Source organism: Cryobacterium cryoconiti (assembly GCF_004403065.1).
GTDB classification, from domain to species: Bacteria; Actinomycetota; Actinomycetes; order Actinomycetales; family Microbacteriaceae; genus Cryobacterium; species Cryobacterium cryoconiti.
In genome coordinates this window covers 33,469-53,654 of the sequence record NZ_SOHA01000041.1, presented here as the reverse complement: position 1 = coordinate 53,654, position 20,186 = coordinate 33,469, and the positions used below count along the sequence as shown (strand labels likewise).

The 20,186-nt window shown below is 68.0% G+C and carries 17 protein-coding genes; 16 read left to right on the top strand and 1 reads right to left on the bottom strand.

What is annotated here, in order from left to right; all coding sequences use genetic code 11:
* From thyX to dapF, 13 genes are all read left to right on the top strand, one after another.
* Complete coding sequence (gene thyX / locus E3T49_RS14580; RefSeq protein WP_134425631.1) at nt 1-738, top strand: FAD-dependent thymidylate synthase; 738 nt, start codon at nt 1-3, stop codon at nt 736-738.
* A gap of 51 nt (nt 739-789) precedes the next feature.
* Nucleotides 790-1,767: a 4-hydroxy-tetrahydrodipicolinate synthase gene (dapA, locus tag E3T49_RS14575; protein WP_134425630.1), complete on the top strand. Its 978-nt coding sequence runs from the start codon at nt 790-792 to the stop codon at nt 1,765-1,767.
* Between the two features lie 36 nt (nt 1,768-1,803).
* A complete protein-coding gene (locus tag E3T49_RS14570; protein ID WP_134425629.1) occupies nt 1,804-3,480 on the top strand; it encodes a ribonuclease J in 1,677 nt (558 codons plus the stop codon).
* Between the two features lie 87 nt (nt 3,481-3,567).
* Nucleotides 3,568-6,483 carry an FtsK/SpoIIIE family DNA translocase gene (locus E3T49_RS14565; protein ID WP_134425628.1) on the top strand — a complete coding sequence of 972 codons (2,916 nt, stop codon included), beginning with the start codon at nt 3,568-3,570 and terminating at the stop codon, nt 6,481-6,483.
* A 3-nt stretch (nt 6,484-6,486) separates the two neighbouring features.
* The gene (gene pgsA, locus E3T49_RS14560) at nt 6,487-7,086 is read left to right on the top strand and encodes a CDP-diacylglycerol--glycerol-3-phosphate 3-phosphatidyltransferase (protein WP_134425627.1); all 600 of its coding nucleotides are present in this window, start codon (nt 6,487-6,489) and stop codon (nt 7,084-7,086) included.
* On the top strand, nt 7,079-7,603 hold the full coding sequence (locus tag E3T49_RS14555; RefSeq protein WP_134425626.1) for a CinA family protein: 525 nt from the start codon (nt 7,079-7,081) through the stop codon (nt 7,601-7,603). The genes pgsA and E3T49_RS14555 overlap by 8 nt, the downstream gene beginning before the upstream one ends.
* Nucleotides 7,604-7,791: 188 nt before the next feature.
* Nucleotides 7,792-8,097 (top strand): helix-turn-helix domain-containing protein, encoded by a 306-nt coding sequence (locus tag E3T49_RS14550; RefSeq protein ID WP_134425625.1) that lies wholly within the window; start codon nt 7,792-7,794, stop codon nt 8,095-8,097.
* Nucleotides 8,098-8,106: 9 nt separating this feature from the next.
* On the top strand, nt 8,107-8,328 hold the full coding sequence (locus E3T49_RS14545) for a DUF3046 domain-containing protein (protein ID WP_134425624.1): 222 nt from the start codon (nt 8,107-8,109) through the stop codon (nt 8,326-8,328).
* Nucleotides 8,329-8,666: 338 nt separating this feature from the next.
* Nucleotides 8,667-9,800 (top strand): recombinase RecA, encoded by a 1,134-nt coding sequence (gene recA / locus E3T49_RS14540; RefSeq protein ID WP_134425623.1) that lies wholly within the window; start codon nt 8,667-8,669, stop codon nt 9,798-9,800.
* 3 nt (nt 9,801-9,803) lie between these two features.
* Nucleotides 9,804-10,619: a regulatory protein RecX gene (locus tag E3T49_RS14535; RefSeq protein WP_134425622.1), complete on the top strand. Its 816-nt coding sequence runs from the start codon at nt 9,804-9,806 to the stop codon at nt 10,617-10,619.
* Nucleotides 10,620-10,707: 88 nt separating this feature from the next.
* Nucleotides 10,708-12,336 carry a tRNA (N6-isopentenyl adenosine(37)-C2)-methylthiotransferase MiaB gene (gene miaB, locus E3T49_RS14530; protein ID WP_134425621.1) on the top strand — a complete coding sequence of 543 codons (1,629 nt, stop codon included), beginning with the start codon at nt 10,708-10,710 and terminating at the stop codon, nt 12,334-12,336.
* Between the two features lie 4 nt (nt 12,337-12,340).
* Nucleotides 12,341-13,348: a tRNA (adenosine(37)-N6)-dimethylallyltransferase MiaA gene (gene miaA / locus E3T49_RS14525; protein WP_420898561.1), complete on the top strand. Its 1,008-nt coding sequence runs from the start codon at nt 12,341-12,343 to the stop codon at nt 13,346-13,348.
* Nucleotides 13,349-13,357: 9 nt separating this feature from the next.
* Nucleotides 13,358-14,239 carry a diaminopimelate epimerase gene (gene dapF, locus E3T49_RS14520; RefSeq protein ID WP_134425620.1) on the top strand — a complete coding sequence of 294 codons (882 nt, stop codon included), beginning with the start codon at nt 13,358-13,360 and terminating at the stop codon, nt 14,237-14,239.
* A gap of 39 nt (nt 14,240-14,278) precedes the next feature.
* Here dapF and E3T49_RS14515 read toward each other — a convergent pair whose 3' ends face one another.
* Nucleotides 14,279-14,890 (bottom strand): class I SAM-dependent methyltransferase, encoded by a 612-nt coding sequence (locus tag E3T49_RS14515; RefSeq protein WP_134425619.1) that lies wholly within the window; start codon nt 14,888-14,890, stop codon nt 14,279-14,281.
* A 41-nt stretch (nt 14,891-14,931) separates the two neighbouring features.
* On the opposite strand from E3T49_RS14515, the gene hflX reads away from it, so the two are divergent.
* The 3 genes from hflX to metE all read left to right on the top strand — a co-directional run bounded on the left by hflX (nt 14,932) and on the right by metE (nt 20,104).
* Nucleotides 14,932-16,470, top strand: a complete 1,539-nt coding sequence (hflX, locus tag E3T49_RS14510; protein WP_134425618.1) for a GTPase HflX — start codon at nt 14,932-14,934, stop codon at nt 16,468-16,470.
* 314 nt (nt 16,471-16,784) lie between these two features.
* Nucleotides 16,785-17,780 (top strand): methylenetetrahydrofolate reductase, encoded by a 996-nt coding sequence (locus E3T49_RS14505; RefSeq protein ID WP_134425617.1) that lies wholly within the window; start codon nt 16,785-16,787, stop codon nt 17,778-17,780.
* Complete coding sequence (gene metE / locus E3T49_RS14500; protein ID WP_134425616.1) at nt 17,777-20,104, top strand: 5-methyltetrahydropteroyltriglutamate--homocysteine S-methyltransferase; 2,328 nt, start codon at nt 17,777-17,779, stop codon at nt 20,102-20,104. The genes E3T49_RS14505 and metE overlap by 4 nt, the downstream gene beginning before the upstream one ends.
* Nucleotides 20,105-20,186 lie beyond the last annotated feature (82 nt).

Below are 20,186 nucleotides of genomic sequence, written 5' to 3'. Positions count from 1 at the left end.
GTGCCTGAAATCGAGTTTCGCAGCGATGTAACCGTTGAGCTGGTGCGTGCCAGCGCCCACGACTCCGATGTGCTGTTCGCCGCACGGGTGTCGACGCAGGGGGAGCAGACCCTGACCAAGGCCCTCCTCGAGCAATCGGACGACGCCGGAGCGAGCAAGGGCGACGCAGGTCTGATCAACTACCTGATGCGTGACCGCCACGGCTCCCCGTTCGAGCACAACTCGATGACCTTCTACGTGCAGGCGCCGATCTTCGTGTTCCGCGAATTCATGCGGCACCGCATCGCCTCCTACAACGAGGAATCGGGCCGCTACCGCGAGCTGAACCCGGTCTTCTACGTTCCGGCCCCCACTCGCAACCTCGTGCAGGTCGGCAAGCCCGGCGCCTACGACTTCCTGCCCGGCACCGCCGAACAGGCCGCCCTGGTCGACCAGTCGACCCGCGAGGCCTCCGCACACGCCTATGCGTCGTACCAGCGGATGCTCGACGCCGGCGTTGCCCGCGAGGTCGCCCGCATCGTGCTCCCGCTCAACATCTTCTCCTCGATGTACGTGACCATGAACGCCCGGGCGCTGATGAACTTCCTCAGCCTGCGCACCAAGCGGGAGGGAACCCACTTCCCGTCGTTCCCGCAGCGCGAGATCGAGATGTGCGCCGAGAAGATGGAAGACCAGTTCGCGCTCCTGATGCCGCTCACCTACGCCGCCTTCAACAAGAACGGGCGCGTCGCCCCGTAACGTGACGCCGCTGCGCTGCGCGGGCGAACGCTGACCGGTAGCCTGTCTCTCGTGTCTATGTCTCAGAATCCCTTCGGCCAGGTCCTCGTTGCCCTGGTGACTCCCTTCACCGCCGACGGCGAAGTCGACTGGCCGGGGGTGGCGAAGCACATCGACGACGTCATCAACGCCGGAGCCGACGGCATCGTCGTCACGGGCACCACCGGTGAGACGTCCACCCTCACCGACGCGGAGAAGATCCGCCTGGTCGAGGTCGGCAAGGACGTCTCGGGCGGGCGCGCGAAGATCATCACCGGCGGCGGGTCCAATGAGACCGCCCACGCCATGCAGCTCGCCAAGCAGAGCGAGAAGGCGGGCGCCGACGGAAACATGATCGTCACGCCGTACTACAACAAGCCCACCCAGGCCGGCGTGCTCACCCATTTCCGCATGATCGCGGATGCCACGGACCTGCCGGTGATCCTGTACGACATCCCGGGGCGCACCGGCATCCCGATCGACTACAAGACGATCCTGCGTGCCGCTAAGCACCCGAACATCCTCGCCGTCAAAGACGCCAAGGGCGACCTCGCCCAGGTCAGCCGGGTGCTCAACCAGACCGACCTGATGTACTTCTCCGGCGACGACCCCAACGTGCTGCCGCACCTGTCGATCGGCGCGACCGGGCTGATCGGCGTCACGGCGAACATCGCCGCCACCCCGTACCGCCAGATGGTCGACGCCGTCAACGCGGGAGACCTGAAGGCGGCCACCGCCGCGCACCGGCAGCTCGAACCTCTGGTGCGGGCCTGCATGACGCACGTTCCCGGAACCGTTGCGGTCAAGTACATCCTGCACGGCCTCGGCCGCATCAACAGCCCGCGCGTGCGCCTCCCTCTCGTCGGGCCGGAAGAGTGGGAAGCTGCTCAGATCGAAGACGAAATCGACCTGGTCAAGAACATCCCCGGGGTGGACTTCTCCAACTTCCGCCCCGACCGCAACGCCGCAGCCGGCGGCGCCCTGCCGAAGGTCGCCGGAACGACACGCTAACCGCAGCACCGAACCACCGAACCCTGAGGAGGGCCTGTGCCCATCGACGTGTACGACCCGGCCCCCCTGACGGCGGGAACCCTCCGCGTGACACCGATCGGCGGCCTGGGCGAAATCGGCCGCAACATGACCACCTTCGAGATCGACGGCAAACTACTCATCGTCGACTGCGGGGTGCTGTTCCCCGAGGAGCACCAGCCGGGCGTCGACCTGATCCTGCCCGACTTCAGCCCGATCCGGGACCGCCTCGACGACATCCTCGCGGTTGTGCTCACGCACGGCCACGAGGACCACATCGGTGCCGTCCCCTACCTTCTGAAGCTGCGCGCGGACATCCCGCTGATCGGATCCGCTCTGACCCTTGCCTTCATCGAGGCGAAGCTCAAGGAACACCGGATCACGCCGTACACGCTGCAGGTCAAGGAGGGTCAGACGGAACGGCTCGGGCCGTTCAACCTCGAATTCGTCGCCGTCAACCATTCCATCCCCGACGCGCTGGCCGTGGCCATCAAGACCGCCGGGGGCACGGTGCTGCACACCGGCGATTTCAAGATGGACCAGCTGCCGCTGGACAACCGCCTGACCGACCTGCGCGAGTTCGCGCGCCTCGGCACCGAGGGCGTGGACCTTTTCCTGGTCGATTCCACCAACGCGGATGTCCCGGGCTTCACCCCCACGGAGCGTTCCATCGGCCCCGTGCTCGACGGTGTCTTGGCGCGGGCTCCCCGCCGCGTGATCGTGGCCAGCTTCTCCAGCCACGTGCACCGGGTGCAGCAGGTTCTCGACGCCGCCCACGCCAACGGGCGCAAGGTCGCGCTCCTGGGCCGTTCGATGGTGCGCAACATGACCATCGCCGCCGACCTCGGCCACCTGAAGGTACCGGAGGGCGTGCTGGTGGACTTCAAGAAGGCCGGTAACATCCCCGCGGAAAAAATCGTGTACATGTCCACGGGCTCACAGGGTGAGCCGATGGCCGTGCTCAGCCGGATGGTCAACCAGGACCACCAAATCGAGGTCGGCCCCGGGGACACCGTCATCCTGGCGTCGAGCCTGATCCCCGGCAACGAGAATGCGGTCTATCGCATCATCGACGGGCTGACCAAGCTCGGCGCAGCCGTCGTGCACAAGGGCAACGCCAAGGTGCACGTCTCCGGGCACGCCGCCGCCGGGGAACTGACCTACTGCTACAACATCCTGAAGCCGAAGAACGTGCTGCCCGTGCACGGCGAATACCGGCACCTCGTGGCCAACGCGAAGCTGGCGATCGAGACCGGCGTGCCGGAGGCGAACGTGCTCCTCGCCGAGGACGGCACCGTCATCGACCTGCGGGACGGCGTGGCGACGAAGGTCGGCCAGCTCGACCTCGGCTACGTCTACGTCGACGGGTCCACCGTCGGCGAGATCACCGAAGCCGACCTCAAGGACCGCCGCACCCTCGCCGAGGAGGGCTTCATCTCGATCATCATCGTGGTCGACGCGGCCACGGGCAAGGTGATCGTCGGGCCGGAGATCCACGCGAAGGGCTTCGCCGAAGACGACTCCGTGTTCGACGCCGTGCGGCCGAAGATCGCGGCAGCCCTGGCCGAGGCCGCCGAGCACGGGGTGCGCGACCCCGTCGCCCTGCAGCAGATCGTGCGCCGCACGGTCGGCCGATGGGTGAACACCGTGTTCCGCCGCCGCCCGATGATCGTCCCCCTGGTGATCGAGGCCTGACCCGGCCGGGGCAACGGATGCCGCGGCGCCGCCGGCGTTCTGGCGTGCCTGCACCCCAATGTCGGGGGTTCGAAGTACCGTAGTTGCATGGCTACGAGCACTAAGTCGAACGGTCGCGCCCGCAGCACGCCTGCGCGGGGCACTCCGGCGCGCAAGCCCGCAGCCCGCACCAGCGCCCAGAAAACCGTCAAGTTCACCGCGGTCGAGGTAAAACCCAGCCTGTTCGTGCGGTCCTGGATGGCCCTGGCCCACGTCACCGGCGGCGCCGCCCGCGCACTCGGCCCCGAGCAGCTCTCCAAGGAGGAGCGCCGCGACGGCCTGCCCTTCTTCCTCGTGCTCCTGTCGATCGCGGGCGCCGTGATCGAGTGGTTCCTGATCAACAACCCCGTGGCCCAGACCCTCGACGCGTGGAGCTTCGGCGGGCTGTTCGGCCGCGTCGCATTCGCCCTGCCCGTGATCATGCTGCTCTTCGCGCTCTGGTTGTTCCGCAAACCCAGTTCGGTGCACGACAACGGGCGCATCGGAATCGGCCTGTCCCTGCTGCTCGTCTCCGTGTCGGGCCTCTGCCACATCTTCGGCGGGCAACCGGCCCCGAGCGACGGCATGGAGACCCTCGCGCTGGCCGGCGGCGTCATCGGCTGGATGATCGCCGCACCGCTGATCTACCTGACGACGTCGATCGGTGCCACCATCGTCGTCATCCTGCTGCTGGTCCTGAGCCTGTTCATCATCACCAAGACCCCGCCCAACCGCATCGGCGAACGCAGCCGGGAACTGTACGCGTGGCTCTTCGGCGCCCAACTCCCCGATCCCGAGGAGCGTGCCGCGGCCCGGGAGGCCAAGCACGAGAAAGCCGTGCAGGTCGAACTGGACGGCGTCGACGACACCGATGAAGACCCCGGAGCCCTGCCCTGGTGGCGGCGCAACACGAGCAAGCGTGAGGAAGACCCCGACTTCGGCGGGCCACTCAGCACGGAGCACGGCTCCGGGTCGGGGACCGACGACCCCGGCGCGGCCGGCCCGCATGGGGCGGACCCGCTCCACACTCTGCTCGGAGGCGACAAACGGGGGAGTTTCGACACCGCCCTCGAGACGACCCCACCGGCCGTCGGCCCCAACAAAGATCACTACGGCACCGAGGTCCTCGAAGACCTGCTGCGGGCCGAAGACGCCATCAAACGGTTCACCGGCGCGATCGACCTGCCCCACGGCTCGTCGACCGGGCTCCTGGCCGACGACCAGACGGGACTGACCGAGGTCCTGCCCGGCTTCGGTGCGCTCAACCCGGCCGCGACCGGTGCCGGCGCCGATTCGACCGACGTGCCGTTGTCCCTTGTGCCCCCGGCCTCCCCGGCTGCCGACCAGCCCGCCGTCCCCTATGTGCTGCCCTCGGACACGACCCTGACCAAGGGCCCGCCCGCCAAGGCCCGCTCGGCGGCCAACGACGAGATCGTCAAGTCCATCACCGAGGTGCTGAACCAGTTCCAGGTCGACGCGAAGGTCACGGGGTTCTCCCGGGGACCCACCGTCACCCAGTACGAGATCCAGCTCGGGCCCGGCGTCAAGGTGGAGCGGGTCACCGCACTGAGCAAGAACCTCTCCTACGCCGTCGCCTCCAACGAGGTGCGCATCCTCTCTCCCATCCCCGGCAAGAGCGCCATCGGCATCGAGATCCCCAACACGGACCGCGAGATCGTCACCCTCGGTGACGTGCTCCGCTCTCCGGCCGCCGCGAACAGCACCCACCCGATGACCATCGGCGTCGGAAAAGACGTCGGCGGCGGCTTCGTGCTCGCCAACCTCGCGAAGATGCCTCACCTCCTGGTCGCGGGATCCACCGGATCGGGCAAGTCCAGCTTCGTCAACTCGATGATCACCAGCCTGCTCATGCGCGCCAAACCGAGCGACGTGCGCATGGTGCTGATCGACCCCAAGCGGGTGGAACTGGCCGCCTACGCGGGCGTCCCGCACCTGATCACCCCCATCATCACCAGCCCGAAAAAGGCCGCCGAGGCCCTGCAGTGGGTGGTGAAAGAGATGGACATGCGGTACGACGACCTGGCCAGCTTCGGATTCCGCCACATCGACGACTTCAACAAGGCCGTCGTGAACAACGAGATCGTGCTCCCGGCCGGCAGTCTGCGCAGCCTCAAGCCCTACCCCTACCTACTGGTCGTGGTCGACGAGCTGGCCGACCTGATGATGGTCGCCCCGCGCGACGTCGAGGACTCGATCGTGCGCATCACCCAGCTGGCGCGTGCCTCCGGCATCCACCTCGTCCTCGCCACCCAGCGCCCCAGCGTCGACGTCGTCACCGGTCTGATCAAGGCCAACGTGCCGTCCCGTCTCGCTTTCGCCGTGACCAGCGTCACCGACTCCCGGGTCATCCTCGACCAGCCGGGCGCAGACAAGCTGATCGGCCAGGGCGACGCCCTGTTCCTGCCGATGGGCGCGTCCAAGGCCATCCGGGTGCAGGGTGCCTGGGTGAACGAAGCCGAGATCGAGCGCGTCGTCAAGCACGTCACCCTGCAGGCCAGACCCGACTACCGCCCGGATGTCTCCATGGTCGCCCCCCGCAAGGAGATCGACTCCGACATCGGCGACGACCTCGAGGTGCTCCTCGCGGCGGCGGAACTGGTGGTGTCGACCCAGTTCGGCTCCACCTCGATGCTGCAGCGCAAGCTCCGTGTCGGCTTCGCCAAGGCCGGTCGATTGATGGACCTGCTCGAGTCCCGTGAGATCGTCGGTCCGTCCGAGGGATCGAAGGCGCGCGACGTGCTCGTCTCCGTGGAGCAGCTGCCCGGCGTGCTGGCCCTGCTGCGCGGCTCCGATGCCGAACACCACGCCGCCACCGCCAGCGCACAGGCATCCGCTGCCCACCAGACGCCCGGCCCGCCGGATCCGCGCTACGCCGACGACCCGGTCGCCAAAATGTCGGAGGGGTACCCTGAAGAGGACGCTTCCCCCGATGAAGACGCCTGGCAACTGACCGACAGGGACTGACCCATGGCCACACCATCCACGCCGGTTGTCCGGCCCAGCAACTGGAACCTCCCGAACCTGATCACGGTCGTGCGCATCCTGCTCGCCCCGCTCTTCGTCTGGATGCTTCTCGCCGACGCCGGCCAGGACGGCGCGCTCCGCTGGTGGGCGGCCGCCCTCTTCATCGTGGCCATCGCCACCGACGGGATCGACGGGGCCATCGCGCGCCGGCACAACCTGGTCACCGACCTCGGCAAGATCCTGGATCCGATCGCCGACAAGGTGCTCACCGGCAGCGCACTGGTCTGCCTGTCCATACTCGGCGAGCTGTGGTGGTGGGTGACCATCGTCATCCTGGTCCGGGAGATCGGCATCACCGTGTTCCGTTTCGTCATGCTGCGGGACCGGGTGATCCCGGCGTCCCGGGGCGGCAAACTCAAGACCCTGTTGCAGTCCGTGGCCATCTCGCTTGCGCTCCTGCCGCTCTGGCTCGTCTTCGGCGATTGGATCTACTGGGTCAACTGGACCGCGATGGCGCTCGCCCTGATCCTCACGGTGATCACCGGCATCGACTACCTCGTGGCCGCGCGGCGCGAGAATCGCCGCCACCACGACCATGACTGACCACCCGACACCCACGGATGCCACGGATGCCACGGCGCAACTCATCGCCGAGCTCACCCGTCGCGGCCTCACCATCGCCGTCGCCGAGTCCCTCACCGGCGGAGGCCTGACGGCCGAACTGATCCGCATCCCCGGCGCATCCGTCGTCGTCAACGGGGGAGTCGTGGCCTACCAGACCGCCCTCAAGCACACCCTCCTCGGAGTAGACCGGGCCCTGCTCGACGAACATGGACCCGTGCATCCGCAGGTGGCCGCTCAAATGGCCGCGGGGGTGCGCACCTGCCTGGCCGTCGACGGTCGGCCGGCTGATATCGGCGTGGCGACCACGGGCGTGGCCGGTCCCGACTCCCAGGGCGCTCAGGTTCCGGGAACCGTCTTCGTCGGCCTCTCCCGGGAGGGGGAGACGTCGGTCATCCCGCTCCGGCTGCACGGCGACCGGGCCGCTATCCGAGCGGCTTCAGCGGCCGCTGCCATCGAAGCTGTGTACCAGCTGATAGCCCGTGAACCGGTGGAATAGTTCCCCGAATTCGGCGGTTACAACGAGCGTATTCACAAGAAAAGCCCAGTCGTTGTCGGTAGTGTCAGGGTGTTGAAGGTTGTAGTACTCTTGCGATCCAACACACGAAACCTCCCGGTTGAGTGGGCGCCAGAAGTATCAAGCAGTACTCGATACGCACGACGAATCAGTACGAGAAGGAGGTTCCGATGATTCTTGTTCGACAGGAAATCGGCGATGTGCTCAGGGACTTCCGCCTGCAGAAAGGGCGCACACTCCGTCAGGTAGCGAGCAAGGCCAGCGTGGCCCTCGGATATCTGAGTGAGGTGGAGCGTGGCCAGAAAGAAGCCTCTTCGGAGATTCTGGCATCCGTTGCAGAGGCGTTGGAGACCCCGATCTCGGTCATCATGCGCGAAGTCGGCGATCGGCTCGCCGTCATCGAGGGAATCGATCGATTCCCCGACACCGTGCCCGACGAACTCGTGGCCACCTACGACGGCATGATGGTGCGCTAGTTCCACCGCATGCGTCTTAGCGAGTTCCGACAGGCTCTGAGCGACGAGTTCGGCGACGGCTACGGCCGCGTCCTCACTCGCGATCTCATCCTGACCCCGTTCGGATGCACCGCCGACCAGGCTCTGGCCGGCGGTGCTTCGGCGCGCGACGTCTGGCTGGCCCTCTGTGCCGAGACGGATGTCCCGAAGGCCCGCTGGTACGGCGCCGGCCTTCCCGCCGCGCGAAGCTAGACATACGCGCCACATCCCGCGACAACCCCGACCGCGACTACCCCGAAATTTCTGGGGCGTCCAACGTGTCCTCGGAACAGAATCGTGCGACACGCCTCCAATTACGCGGAATTGTCGAATGCGTGTTCGCATCTTGATAGGCTCCTCCACAGCAGGAGTCGAAGACGGACTTTTCACTGCCGCTCCCCGTTTCGGCCTGTGTCGGACGTGCCGCGTACAGTCGGATTTTGTCATCGACAGAGAGCACATGCCTTGTTGAGAGCGGGTGCCGGGGTCCTCCCGGCAGCCAGGTTCGACAGCCTATAGGCGCCGAAACGCACGACCGAAGGAGACCACTCATGGCATCATCAGCAGATCGCGAAAAGGCACTCGACACCGCCCTCGCGGCCATCGACCGCCAGTTCGGCAAGGGTTCGATCATGCGTTTGGGCAGCGACGAACGCGCCCCCGTCGAAACGATCTCCACCGGGTCGATTGCGTTGGACGTGGCTCTCGGCATAGGCGGCCTGCCCCGCGGCCGGATCGTCGAGATCTACGGGCCGGAGTCCTCGGGTAAGACCACCCTCACCCTGCACGCCATCGCCAACGCTCAGAAAAACGGCGGCATCGCCGCGTTCATCGACGCCGAGCACGCCCTCGACCCCGAATACGCCCGCAAGCTCGGCGTCGACATCGACGCCCTCCTCGTCTCGCAGCCCGACACGGGTGAGCAGGCCCTGGAAATCGCCGACATGCTGGTGCGAAGCGGGTCCATCGACCTGATCGTGATCGACTCCGTCGCCGCCCTGGTGCCGCGCGCCGAGATCGAGGGCGAGATGGGCGACTCGCACGTCGGCCTCCAGGCTCGGCTGATGTCGCAGGCCCTGCGCAAGCTCACCGGTGGACTGAGCCAGACCAACACCACCATGATCTTCATCAACCAGCTGCGCGAGAAGATCGGTGTCTTCTTCGGCAGCCCCGAGACCACCGCGGGCGGCAAGGCGCTCAAGTTCTACGCGTCGGTGCGCCTCGACATCCGTCGGATCGAGACCCTGAAAGACGGCACCGAGGCCGTCGGTAACCGCACCAGGGTCAAGGTCGTCAAGAACAAGATGGCACCGCCCTTCAAGCAGGCCGAATTCGACATCATCTACGGCATCGGCATCTCCCGGGAGGGCAGCCTGATCGACTTCGGTGTGGACCACGGCATCGTCAAGAAGTCCGGCGCCTGGTACACCTACGACGGCGACCAGCTGGGCCAGGGCAAGGAGAATTCGCGCAACTTCCTGCTGCGCGAGGCGGACATGGCCAACGAGATCGAGCAGAAGATCCTCTTCAAGCTCGGGATCAGCCCGGAGGGTGCGGCAGCCAAGAAGGCTCAGGCGGCAATCGACGCCGCGGCGGCGCTGGTGACCGCGGCGGCCGCCAAGGAAGCCGCCGCCGCCAAGGCCGAGGCCGTTCAGGCGCGGCTCGCCGCCCGCAAGGGGGCGTAGCGCATGGTCCACTTCGAGCCGGCCGACGAAGTCGCATCGCTGAGCGCAGCACGCCGCAAGAGCGCGGCCCGCGGCACCAGCGCGGGGCGGGGTTCCGCGGCACAGCCGGCTGAGCCCGGAGTGGCCGAACCCAGCGGGGAACGCCTGGCGCCCGTCGCCTACCTCGGCGGTGCCGCGCCGGCGACCCTCGCCCCGGTCGCTTCCGCTCCCCACGTCGGCCCGCCCGACAGCGATGCTCCGTACGCCGTCCCGTACGGCGTCGAAGACGCGGATGAGCCTGATGGCGACGAGGCGGAAGAAACGCCGGAGAGCGCGGCGGCGCGGGCCGTGGTCGACCGTGAGCGTGGCGAAGCGGTTCTGCTGCTGCGCCTGCGTGCACGTTCACTGTCGGCATCCGAGGCCCGCGCGGTTCTGGCCGGAACCGAGATCGACCCGCACGAGATCGAAGAGGTCATCGAGCGCTTCATCGAACTCGGCTACATCGACGAGGGGCGACTCGCCGACCAGATCGTGCACAGCCACCACGAGCGCAAGGGACTGGGCCGCTCCGGGGTGCAGGCCGAGATGCGCCGCCGCGGACTCGACTCGGAGCTGATCGTCGAGAAGCTCGACGAGATGCCCGACGACGAGACGGAACGGGCCATCGAGATCGCGTGCAAACGGGTGGGTCAGCTCAGCCGGCTCGATGACCAGACCATCGATCGCCGGCTGAACGCGTTCCTGATGCGCAAGGGGTACAACTCGTCCATCGTGCGCGTCGCGGTCAAGGCGGCCATGGACTCCCGCGGCGGATCGACGTCGCGCGTCCGGTTTCAGTAGTCCGTGGTCCCGGGGTCGGGGCCGGCTCCGGACGCAGAACCGACCACGGCCCGGTTTCGCAGGTCTCCCGCGTAAGCTGGAAGACACTATGACCAGCAGCACCGCCACGCCCCCCTCACCCAGCCTCAGCGCACCGACCCTGATTGCTCCGTCGTCGGCGGCGCACGACTCAGAGGGACGCACGCGCACCTACGAGGTGCGCACTTTCGGCTGTCAGATGAACGTGCACGATTCCGAGCGGCTCAGTGGCTCGCTCGAGGCAGCCGGCTATGTGCCCGCCAACGGCGCGGAAGCCGACATCGTCGTGCTGAACACCTGCGCGGTGCGCGAGAACGCCGACAACAAGCTCTACGGCAACCTCGGTCAACTGGCCTCGGTCAAGCGTCGCCACGACGGCATGCAGATCGCCGTCGGCGGTTGCCTGGCCCAGAAGGACAAAGACGTCATCCTGAAGAAGGCCCCCTGGGTCGACGTCGTCTTCGGCACGCACAACATGGGATCCCTGCCGAGCATGCTCGAGCGGGCCCGGCACAACGGCGAGGCCCAGCTGGAAATCCTGGATTCCCTCGAGACGTTCCCGTCCACCCTGCCCACCAAACGCGATTCGAGCTACAGCGGTTGGGTCTCCATCTCGGTCGGCTGCAACAACACCTGCACGTTCTGCATCGTGCCCGCGCTGCGCGGCAAGGAGAAGGACCGTCGGCCCAGCGAGATCCTCGCCGAGGTGCAGTCCCTGGTCGATGACGGGGCCATCGAGGTCACTCTGCTCGGCCAGAACGTCAACTCCTATGGGGTGGAATTCGGAGACCGGCTCGCGTTCGGCAAGCTGTTGCGCGCGGTCGGCGAGATCAAGGGGCTGGAACGCATCCGTTTCACCAGCCCGCACCCGGCCGCCTTCACCGACGACGTGATCGACGCCATGGCCGAGACCCCCTCGGTCATGCCGCAGCTGCACATGCCGCTGCAGTCCGGGTCGGACCGGATCCTCAAGGCCATGCGTCGCTCCTACCGGTCGGCGCGGTTCCTCGGCATCCTCGACCGGGTACGCGCCCAGATGCCGCACGCCGCGATCAGCACCGACATCATCGTTGGTTTCCCGGGGGAGACCGAGGAGGACTTCCAGGAGACCCTGCGGGTTGTCGAACTGGCCCGGTTCGCGACCGCCTTCACCTTCCAATACTCCATCCGTCCTGGGACTCCCGCGGCCACGATGCCCGATCAGGTCCCCAAAGAGATCGTTCAGGACCGTTACGAGCGCCTCGCGGTGCTGCAGGAGCGCATCTCCTGGGAGGAGAACCAGACCCTGGTCGGTCGCGAGGTCGAACTCCTCGTCGCCAACGGCGAGGGCCGCAAGGATGCCGACACACACCGGCTCAGTGGCCGGGCACCCGACAGCCGGCTCGTGCACTTCGACGTGCCGGCAGGATCCGAACAGCCCCGGCCCGGCGACCTGGTGACCGTCACCGTGACGCAGGCCGCCCCGTTCCACCTGATCGCCGACTCCGTCGACGGGACGCCGCTGCGCATCCGCCGCACGATCGCCGGCGATGCGTGGGACCGCCTCGAGGCTGAGTCCTGCGGCGTGCCCAGCCACGGTGGTCCAGGCGGTGCGCCCGGAGCGGTGTCCCTCGGACTCCCCACTCTGCGCGTGGGGTCGCCGGTCACGAACGCCTCCAGCACCACTCCGATCTACGACGTCACCGACGGGGAGCGCTAGGCCGGTGCCCGCTCCGAAGCCGGCGGTCGCTGCTCCCGGACCGATCGGCGCCGAGCCGACGCTCGTCGTCATCGTCGGGCCGACCGGCACCGGGAAGTCCGATCTCTCGCTCGACCTCGCCGAACGCCTGGCCGGGGACGGGCGTGCGGCGGAGATCATCAACGCCGACGCCATGCAGCTCTACCGCGGCATGGACATCGGTACGGCCAAGTTGAGCGTGGCGGAACGCCGCGGCATCCCGCACCACCTGCTCGACGTGCTCGCGGTGACCGACGAGGCCACCGTCGCCCGGTTCCAGACGGAGGCCCGTGCGGCGATCACCGATGTGCTCTCCCGCGGCGGCGTGCCCATTTTGGTCGGAGGATCCGGCCTCTACGTGTCCTCCGTGGTCTACGACTTCCAGTTCCCCGGCACGGACGCCGCGCTGCGCGCCCGACTCGAGGCGGAGTTGACCGAACAGGGCCCCGGCGCGCTCTACGCCCGGCTCAAGGCCGTGGACCCCGTCGCGGCGGCTCGTATCGGCGCCAGCAACGGGCGTCGCCTGGTGCGCGCCCTCGAGGTGGTGGAACTGACCGGGGCACCCCATACCGCCGCTCTGCCCGACGAACCCGTCTACTGGATGCCCGCGGTCACCGTGGGCCTTCGCGTGCAGCGCGCCGAGCTCACCCCCCGCCTCGACGCCCGGGTGGAGGGCATGTGGGCCCGCGGGCTCGTCGAGGAGGTGCGCGGCCTGATCCCGGACGGGATCGAAAGCGGCGTCACCGCCAGCCGGGCCATCGGCTACGCCCAGGCGCTCGGCCAACTGGCGGGAACGATCAGTCAGGCGCAGGCAATCGAGGAGACGCAACAGATCACCCGCCGGTACGCCCGGCGTCAGGTGAGCTGGTTCAAGCGCTCCGCAGACACGCACTGGATCGACGCCGGCGCCCCGGACCGGGTCGCCCTCGCGCTGGCCCGTCTCGCCGACCCTGCCCAGCCGGCCGAACACTGGACGCCCGGCCCGGCCTCCTAAACTGATCCCATGGGTATTGATCTGCTATTCACCAAGGGCCACGGCACCGGCAACGATTTCGTGCTTTTCTCCGACCCGGACGGGCAGATCGTCCTCACCCCGAGCCAGATCCGAGCGGTCTGCGACCGACGTTTCGGCATCGGCGCCGACGGCATCATCCGCGCGGTGCGCTCCAAGAACCTGGCCGCCGGTGCGGCCGCCCTCGCCGAAGACGACGGTGCCGACTGGTTCATGGACTACTGGAACGCCGACGGCACCGTGTCCGAGATGTGCGGCAACGGCATCCGGGTCTACACGCGTTTCCTGGTCGAGCAGGGGCTGGCCACCCTGGACCGGGGTGAAACCCTCAGCATCGGCACCCGCGGCGGCGTGCGCGACGTGCAGCGCGGCGCGGCCGGCTACCAGGTCGACCTCGGCCGGTGGCGACTCGATGGGGGCGAACCGCTCGTGCGGGCGAAGAACCTGCCCGTGGCCCGACCCGGCCTCGGCATCAACGTGGGCAACCCGCATGTGGTCGTGGCCCTGGCCGACGACGACGAACTCGCCGGCGTCGACCTCACCTTCGTGCCCCAGCTCGACCCGAACCCGGCCGCCGGAGCGAACGTGGAATTCGTGCTGCCGCACGACCCGCTGATCGTCAACGGCGTCGGCCGCATCCGGATGCGGGTGCACGAGCGCGGCAGCGGTGAAACCCTCTCCTGCGGCACCGGCGCGGCCGCCGCGGCCCTCGCCACCCGGCACTGGGCCGGCGCGGGCGCCCCCAATCAATGGCAGGTCGAGGTCACCGGCGGAACGCTGGGGGTGCGCATGTTCCCGACCGAAGACGGCGAACACGTGTCCCTCTCCGGCCCGGCGGAACTCGTCTTCGACGGGGTCTTCCACCTCGGCTGAGCCGCGCCGACCGCCGCGCAGGTCCGCGGGGCGGGCTAGCTAGCCCTTGCGGTCGACCCGCAGCACCCGGAAGCCCTTGCTGATGGTGTGGCGAGAGGTGCTGAACTCGTCGGGAAGGTCACCGTCGAGCCAGCGCTGCAGGGAATCGGAGCCGAGGTTGCGCTGCACGACGAGCCAGGCATCCGAACCCGGCTCCAGGCGCGGCAGCCAGGTGCGCAGCATGGTGTGCAGTTCGGTCTTGCCCACCCGGATGGGCGGGTTCGACCAGATGGTGCGGAAAGTGACATGGGTGGGCACCTGCTCGGGCAGCACCGCGGTGACGTTGGTGAGGCCGAGCTTCTCGGCGTTCAACCGCACCAGGTCGAGGGCGCGCTCGTTCACGTCCACGGCCCAGATCGTGGCCCGTGGGGAGGCGAGAGCCAGGTGCAGGCTGATCGGGCCCCAGCCGCAGCCCAGGTCGAGGAAGTCACCGCCGGGCGGAGGGGTGGGCGCGCTGTTCAGCAGCACCTGCGTACCGGTGTCGATGTGGTCGGGACTGAACACCGAATTGGCGGTGGTCAGTTCGCGGGTCTGGCCGCCGAGTTGCACGGTCACCTGGCGCAGTTTCAGGGTGTTGTCGGGCGCCGGGGTGAAGTAGTGGTCGGAAGGCATAGAGGGAACTTACCAAGCATCGAGGAACTAGTGTTAAAGGAATGACTGAGTCAATCGACACCGACGACACCGACGACGTGGTCGCACGCGTTCTCGCCAGCGCCGACAGCAAGGCCGCCGGCTATTCGCTCTTCCGCAGCGGCTCCGCCCAGGCGCTGCAGGCCGAGTCTGCCCCGTCGCCGGACGACGAGGGCCACGACGGAGCGCAGCAGGACCGTGAAGACCGCAACGCCCTGCGCCGGGTGCCGAGCCTCTCCACCGAACTCGAGGACGTCACCGAGGTCGAATACCGTCAGTTGCGGCTCGAGAACGTCGTACTGATCGGCCTGTACACGCACGGAACCGTGGCGGATGCCGAGAACTCCATGCGCGAACTCGCCGCGTTGGCTGAGACCGCCGGCGCCACCGTGCTCGACGGCCTGATGCAGCGCCGGGCCAAGCCCGACGCCAGCACCTACCTCGGCAAGGGCAAGGCCGAGGAAGTCGCCGGCATCGTCAAAATGATGGGCGCCGACACCGTCATCGCCGACACCGAGCTCGCCCCCAGCCAGCGGCGCGCGCTCGAGGATGTCGTCAAGGTCAAGGTCATCGACCGCACCGCCGTGATCCTCGATATCTTCAGCCAGCACGCCAAGAGTCGGGAGGGCAAGGCGCAGGTCGAACTCGCCCAGCTCGAGTACCTGCTGCCCCGCCTGCGCGGCTGGGGTGACTCGATGTCCCGCCAGGCCGGTGGCCAGGTCGGTGGTGCCGGTGCCGGCATGGGTTCGCGCGGCCCCGGAGAGACCAAGATCGAACTAGACCGCCGACGCATCCACACCCGGATGTCCCGGCTCCGCAAGCAGATCCTGGAAATGAAACCCGCCCGCGAGGCCAAGCGGGCCAATCGCAAGCGCAACGCCGTGCCATCCGTTGCCATCGTCGGTTACACCAACGCCGGTAAGTCCAGCCTGCTCAACCGCATCACCCGAGCCGGCGTTCTCGTCGAGAACTCCCTCTTCGCCACCCTGGACGCCACGGTGCGCAAGTCCACCACGACCGACGGACGGCTGTACACGTTGACCGACACGGTCGGGTTCGTGCGTAACCTGCCGCACCAGTTGGTGGAGGCGTTCCGCTCCACCCTCGAGGAGGTCGCCGACGCCGACGTCATCGTGCACGTCGTCGACGGCTCGCACCCAGACCCGGCCAGCCAGTTGTCGACCGTGCGCGAGGTGATCGCCGAGGTCGGCGCCCGGGAGATCCCCGAAATCGTCGTCTTCAACAAAAGCGACCTGATCAGCGAGGACGACCGGCTCGTGCTGCGTGGACTCTGGCCGAAGGGCATCTTCGTCTCCGCCCGCACCGGTGAGGGGATCGACGAACTGCTCGCGACCGCCGCCGACCTGCTGCCGCGGCCGTCGATCAAGCTCGAGCTGCTGATCCCTTACGAGCGGGGCGACCTGATCGCCGTTCTGCACGAGCAGGGAACCGTTCTCTCCACCGACTATGCCGAGACGGGCACCGAGGTGACTGCGCTGGTGACCGAGGAGATCCAGGCCCAGTTCGAGCCGTTCGCTGTTCGGCCGGCCGTCGCCGGCTGATCTCCGCTGCCGTTCCGCACCGACTCCGGTCAGGCCTCGCCGTAACAGAACGCGTCTCGTTGCGCTCGTTTCCGCGCCGTGCCTGCTCGCCGGTGCCGCTGAGGTCTGGTCTCGTGACACATTCGGTCACAGGCCTGCCTCCCGTGCGGCGTGCTTGTTAGAGTCTTCTCAATCGTTGCCGCGGGCCTTCCGGCCGGCGGCATGGAGCGACAGCCGAGCCCGGCACCCGCCCGCGAAAACCCGCCTGTCCTGACTGGCGGTCCGCGGCCGCCCGGCCCCAGTGCCCGCCACTGGCAACTGTCGAATGAGGAGCAATGCCCAACACCTCGGACCCTGACTGCGGGAACATCCCGTTCTCGTTCGAGCTGTATCCGCCCAAATCGGATGCCGCCACGTCCGCGCTGCACGCCACCATCGAGCGGCTCGCCGCTGCGGGCCCCGAGTTCATCTCGGTCACCTACGGCGCGAACGGCTCCTCCCGGCGATCCTCCCTGGACGTGCTCACCCACATCCTGCGCACCACCACGGTGGACCCGCTGGCCCACCTCACCTGTGTGGGATCGTCGAACGCGGAAGCCAGCCAGCTGATCCGGGAATTCCTGGATGCCGGGGTGCGGAGCTTCCTGGCCCTGCGCGGTGATCCGCCGGAGGGCGTTCGTGAGGGGGAGGCCTTCCTCGGCGACCTGGGCAGTGCGGCGGAACTGGTGCAGCTGATCCACCGGGTGCAGGCCGAGCGGGAGCCGTACCGCGAATCCGTCATCCCCGGACTCCCCGCAGCACGCTCGATCAAGCGCGACCGGAAAAAGGTGCGCATCGCCGTGGCGGCCTTCCCGAACGGTCACCCGCGTTCCCGGTCGACGGCCCAGGACATCGACACGCTGCTGGCCAAGCAGGCCGCCGGCGCGAACCTGGCGATCACCCAGCTGTTCTTCCATGCCGACCACTACCTCAGCTTCATCCAACGGGCCAGGGCCGCCGGGGTCGAGTTCCCGATCCTGCCCGGGATCATGCCGGTCACGAGTCCGGCCCGGCTGCGCCGCATCCTGGAGTTGTCCGGCGAGGAACTTCCGTCCGAGCTTGCGATCGCGCTCGAGGTGGAGCCGACCAAAGAGGGCCAGCGTGACATCGGCATCCGTCAGGCCACCGAACTGGCCCGGGAACTCATCGCCGGCGGCGCTCCCGGTCTGCACCTGTACGCCTTCAACCAGCACGAGACCGTGCTCTCCGTTCTGGACGGCTGCGGTCTTCTCGTCCCTGCCCCTTCTGTCTCTGCCCCGTCTGCCTCTGACCCCGCCAAGGAGTACTCATGACCACGTTCCCCACGTTCCCCGCCGGCACCATCCTCGGCTATCCCCGCATCGGCCCGCGCCGTCAACTGAAAAGGGCCGTCGAAGCGTTCTGGGCCGGATCGGTCACCGCGGGGGAGCTCGAAACCACCGCTGCTGCCCTGCGCGGGAGTACCCGGGAGCGCCTCGTGCGGCTCGGACTCGGCCGGGATGACTCCTCCATCCCGGAATCGTTCTCGTTTTACGACCAGGTTCTGGACGCCCTGTGCACGGTGGGCGCCGTCCCGGCCCGGTTCGCTCATCTCCAGGATGCCGACGGGCGCCTCGACCTGGCCGGGTACTTCACTCTCGCCCGCGGTGCCGGCGACCATCTGCCGCTCGAGATGACCAAATGGTTCGACTCCAACTATCACTACCTGGTGCCGGAAATCGGTCCTGAGACCGCGTTCTCCCTCGCCAGTGACCGTCTCGTGCAGGAGTTCGTGGAGGCGAAGGCAGCCGGATTCCTGACCCGTCCGGTCATCGTCGGCCCGGTCACGTTCCTGCTGCTCAGCAAGCCGAGCGACGCGGCTCCCGCCGGCTTCAGCCCGCTGGAACGCCTCGACGACCTCGTGCCCGTCTACGCGGCCTTGCTGCAGCGGTTGCGCGCCGCCGGCGCCGAATGGGTGCAACTGGACGAACCTGCCCTCGTCAGCGAGAGCATCGACATCCCGAGAGCGGATGCCCTGACCGCCGTTCACTCCGCGTACACCACGCTCGGGGGCCTCGCCGAGCGCCCCTCCATCTTTGTCGCAGCACCCTACGGCAGTCTCGACGACGCCCTGCCCGTTCTCGCAGCGACCGCGGTGGAAGCCATCGGGCTCGACCTGGTGCGGGGAAAAGTGCCGGCCGTGACGGCCGGGTTGGAGACGACGACGCTGGTTGCCGGCGTCATCGACGGCCACAACATTTGGCGCGGTGACCTGGCGACGGCCTTCGTGACCGTGGCCGGTCTGGCGCGGCTCTCACCCCGGGTCACGGTCTCCACCTCGACGTCGTTGCTGCACGTGCCGCACGACGTCGACGACGAATCGGCGCTGAGCGACGAGTTGAAGAGTTGGCTGGCCTTCGCCGACCAGAAGGTCACCCAGGTGGCCACGATCGCCCGGGGGCTCTCCGAGGGGCGTGCTGCCATCGCCGCCGACCTCGCGGCAGCCTCCGCAGCCCTCGACGCGAGACGGGTCGCGCCCGGCGTGCACGACGGCGCCGTACGCGTGCGCACGGAGGCCCTCACCCCGACCGACTTCACCCGCGTGGACTACGCCGCACGGGTGGCGGCCCAGGAGGCCACCCTGAATCTGCCGTTCCTGCCGACGACCACGATCGGATCGTTCCCGCAGACCGGGGACATCCGTCGGGCCCGGGCGCAATTACTCAAGGGGTCGCTGAGCACCGTTGACTATCGAGACCTGATGCGGGCCGAGATAGCGCGCGTGGTCACGGTGCAGGAAGAAATCGGCCTCGACGTGCTGGTGCACGGCGAGCCGGAGCGCAACGACATGGTGCAGTACTTCGCCGAGAATCTCGACGGGTTCGCCGTCACCGAGAACGGCTGGGTGCAGTCGTACGGCAGCCGGTGCGTGCGCCCCTCGATCCTCTGGGGAGATGTGTCCCGGCCGCAGCCGATCACGGTCGAGTGGTCGGCGTACGCCCAGGGTCTGACGCTCAAACCGGTGAAGGGGATGCTCACCGGCCCGGTGACGATCCTCGCGTGGTCGTTCGTGCGCGATGACCAGCCGCTCGGCGACACGGCCCGGCAGGTGGCCCTGGCGCTCCGCGATGAAATCGCCGACCTCGAGAGAGCGGGAATTCAGATCGTCCAGGTCGACGAGCCCGCACTGCGAGAACTGCTGCCGCTGAAGAAGGAGGACCACGCAGAATACCTCGACTGGTCGGTGGGCTCGTTCCGCCTGGCCACCGCCGGTGCGGCCGAGGCGACGCAGATCCACACGCACCTGTGTTATTCCGAATTCGGCGTCGTCATCGACGCGATCCGCAATCTGGACGCCGACGTGACCAGCATTGAGGCGGCACGGTCGCGCATGGAGGTCGTCGGGGACATCCAGTCCTCCGGCTTCGACCACGGGATCGGCCCGGGTGTGTGGGACATCCACTCGCCGCGGGTTCCCAGTGTCGCCGAGCTGACCGACCTGCTCGAGCGAGCCGCCCGGGCCATCCCGTCCGGCCAGATCTGGGTGAACCCGGATTGCGGGCTGAAAACCCGGGGCTATGCCGAGACGGTGCAGTCTCTGCGGAACATGCTCGCCGCCACCCACGCCGTGCGTGCGAGCCTGACCGTGTCCGCGTAGTCCGCGCCGGCGGCACTCACGCAGGAGGCCGGGCACGACACCGAAAAACGGTGTTCGTGCCCGGCCTCCTGAACCCTGTGGT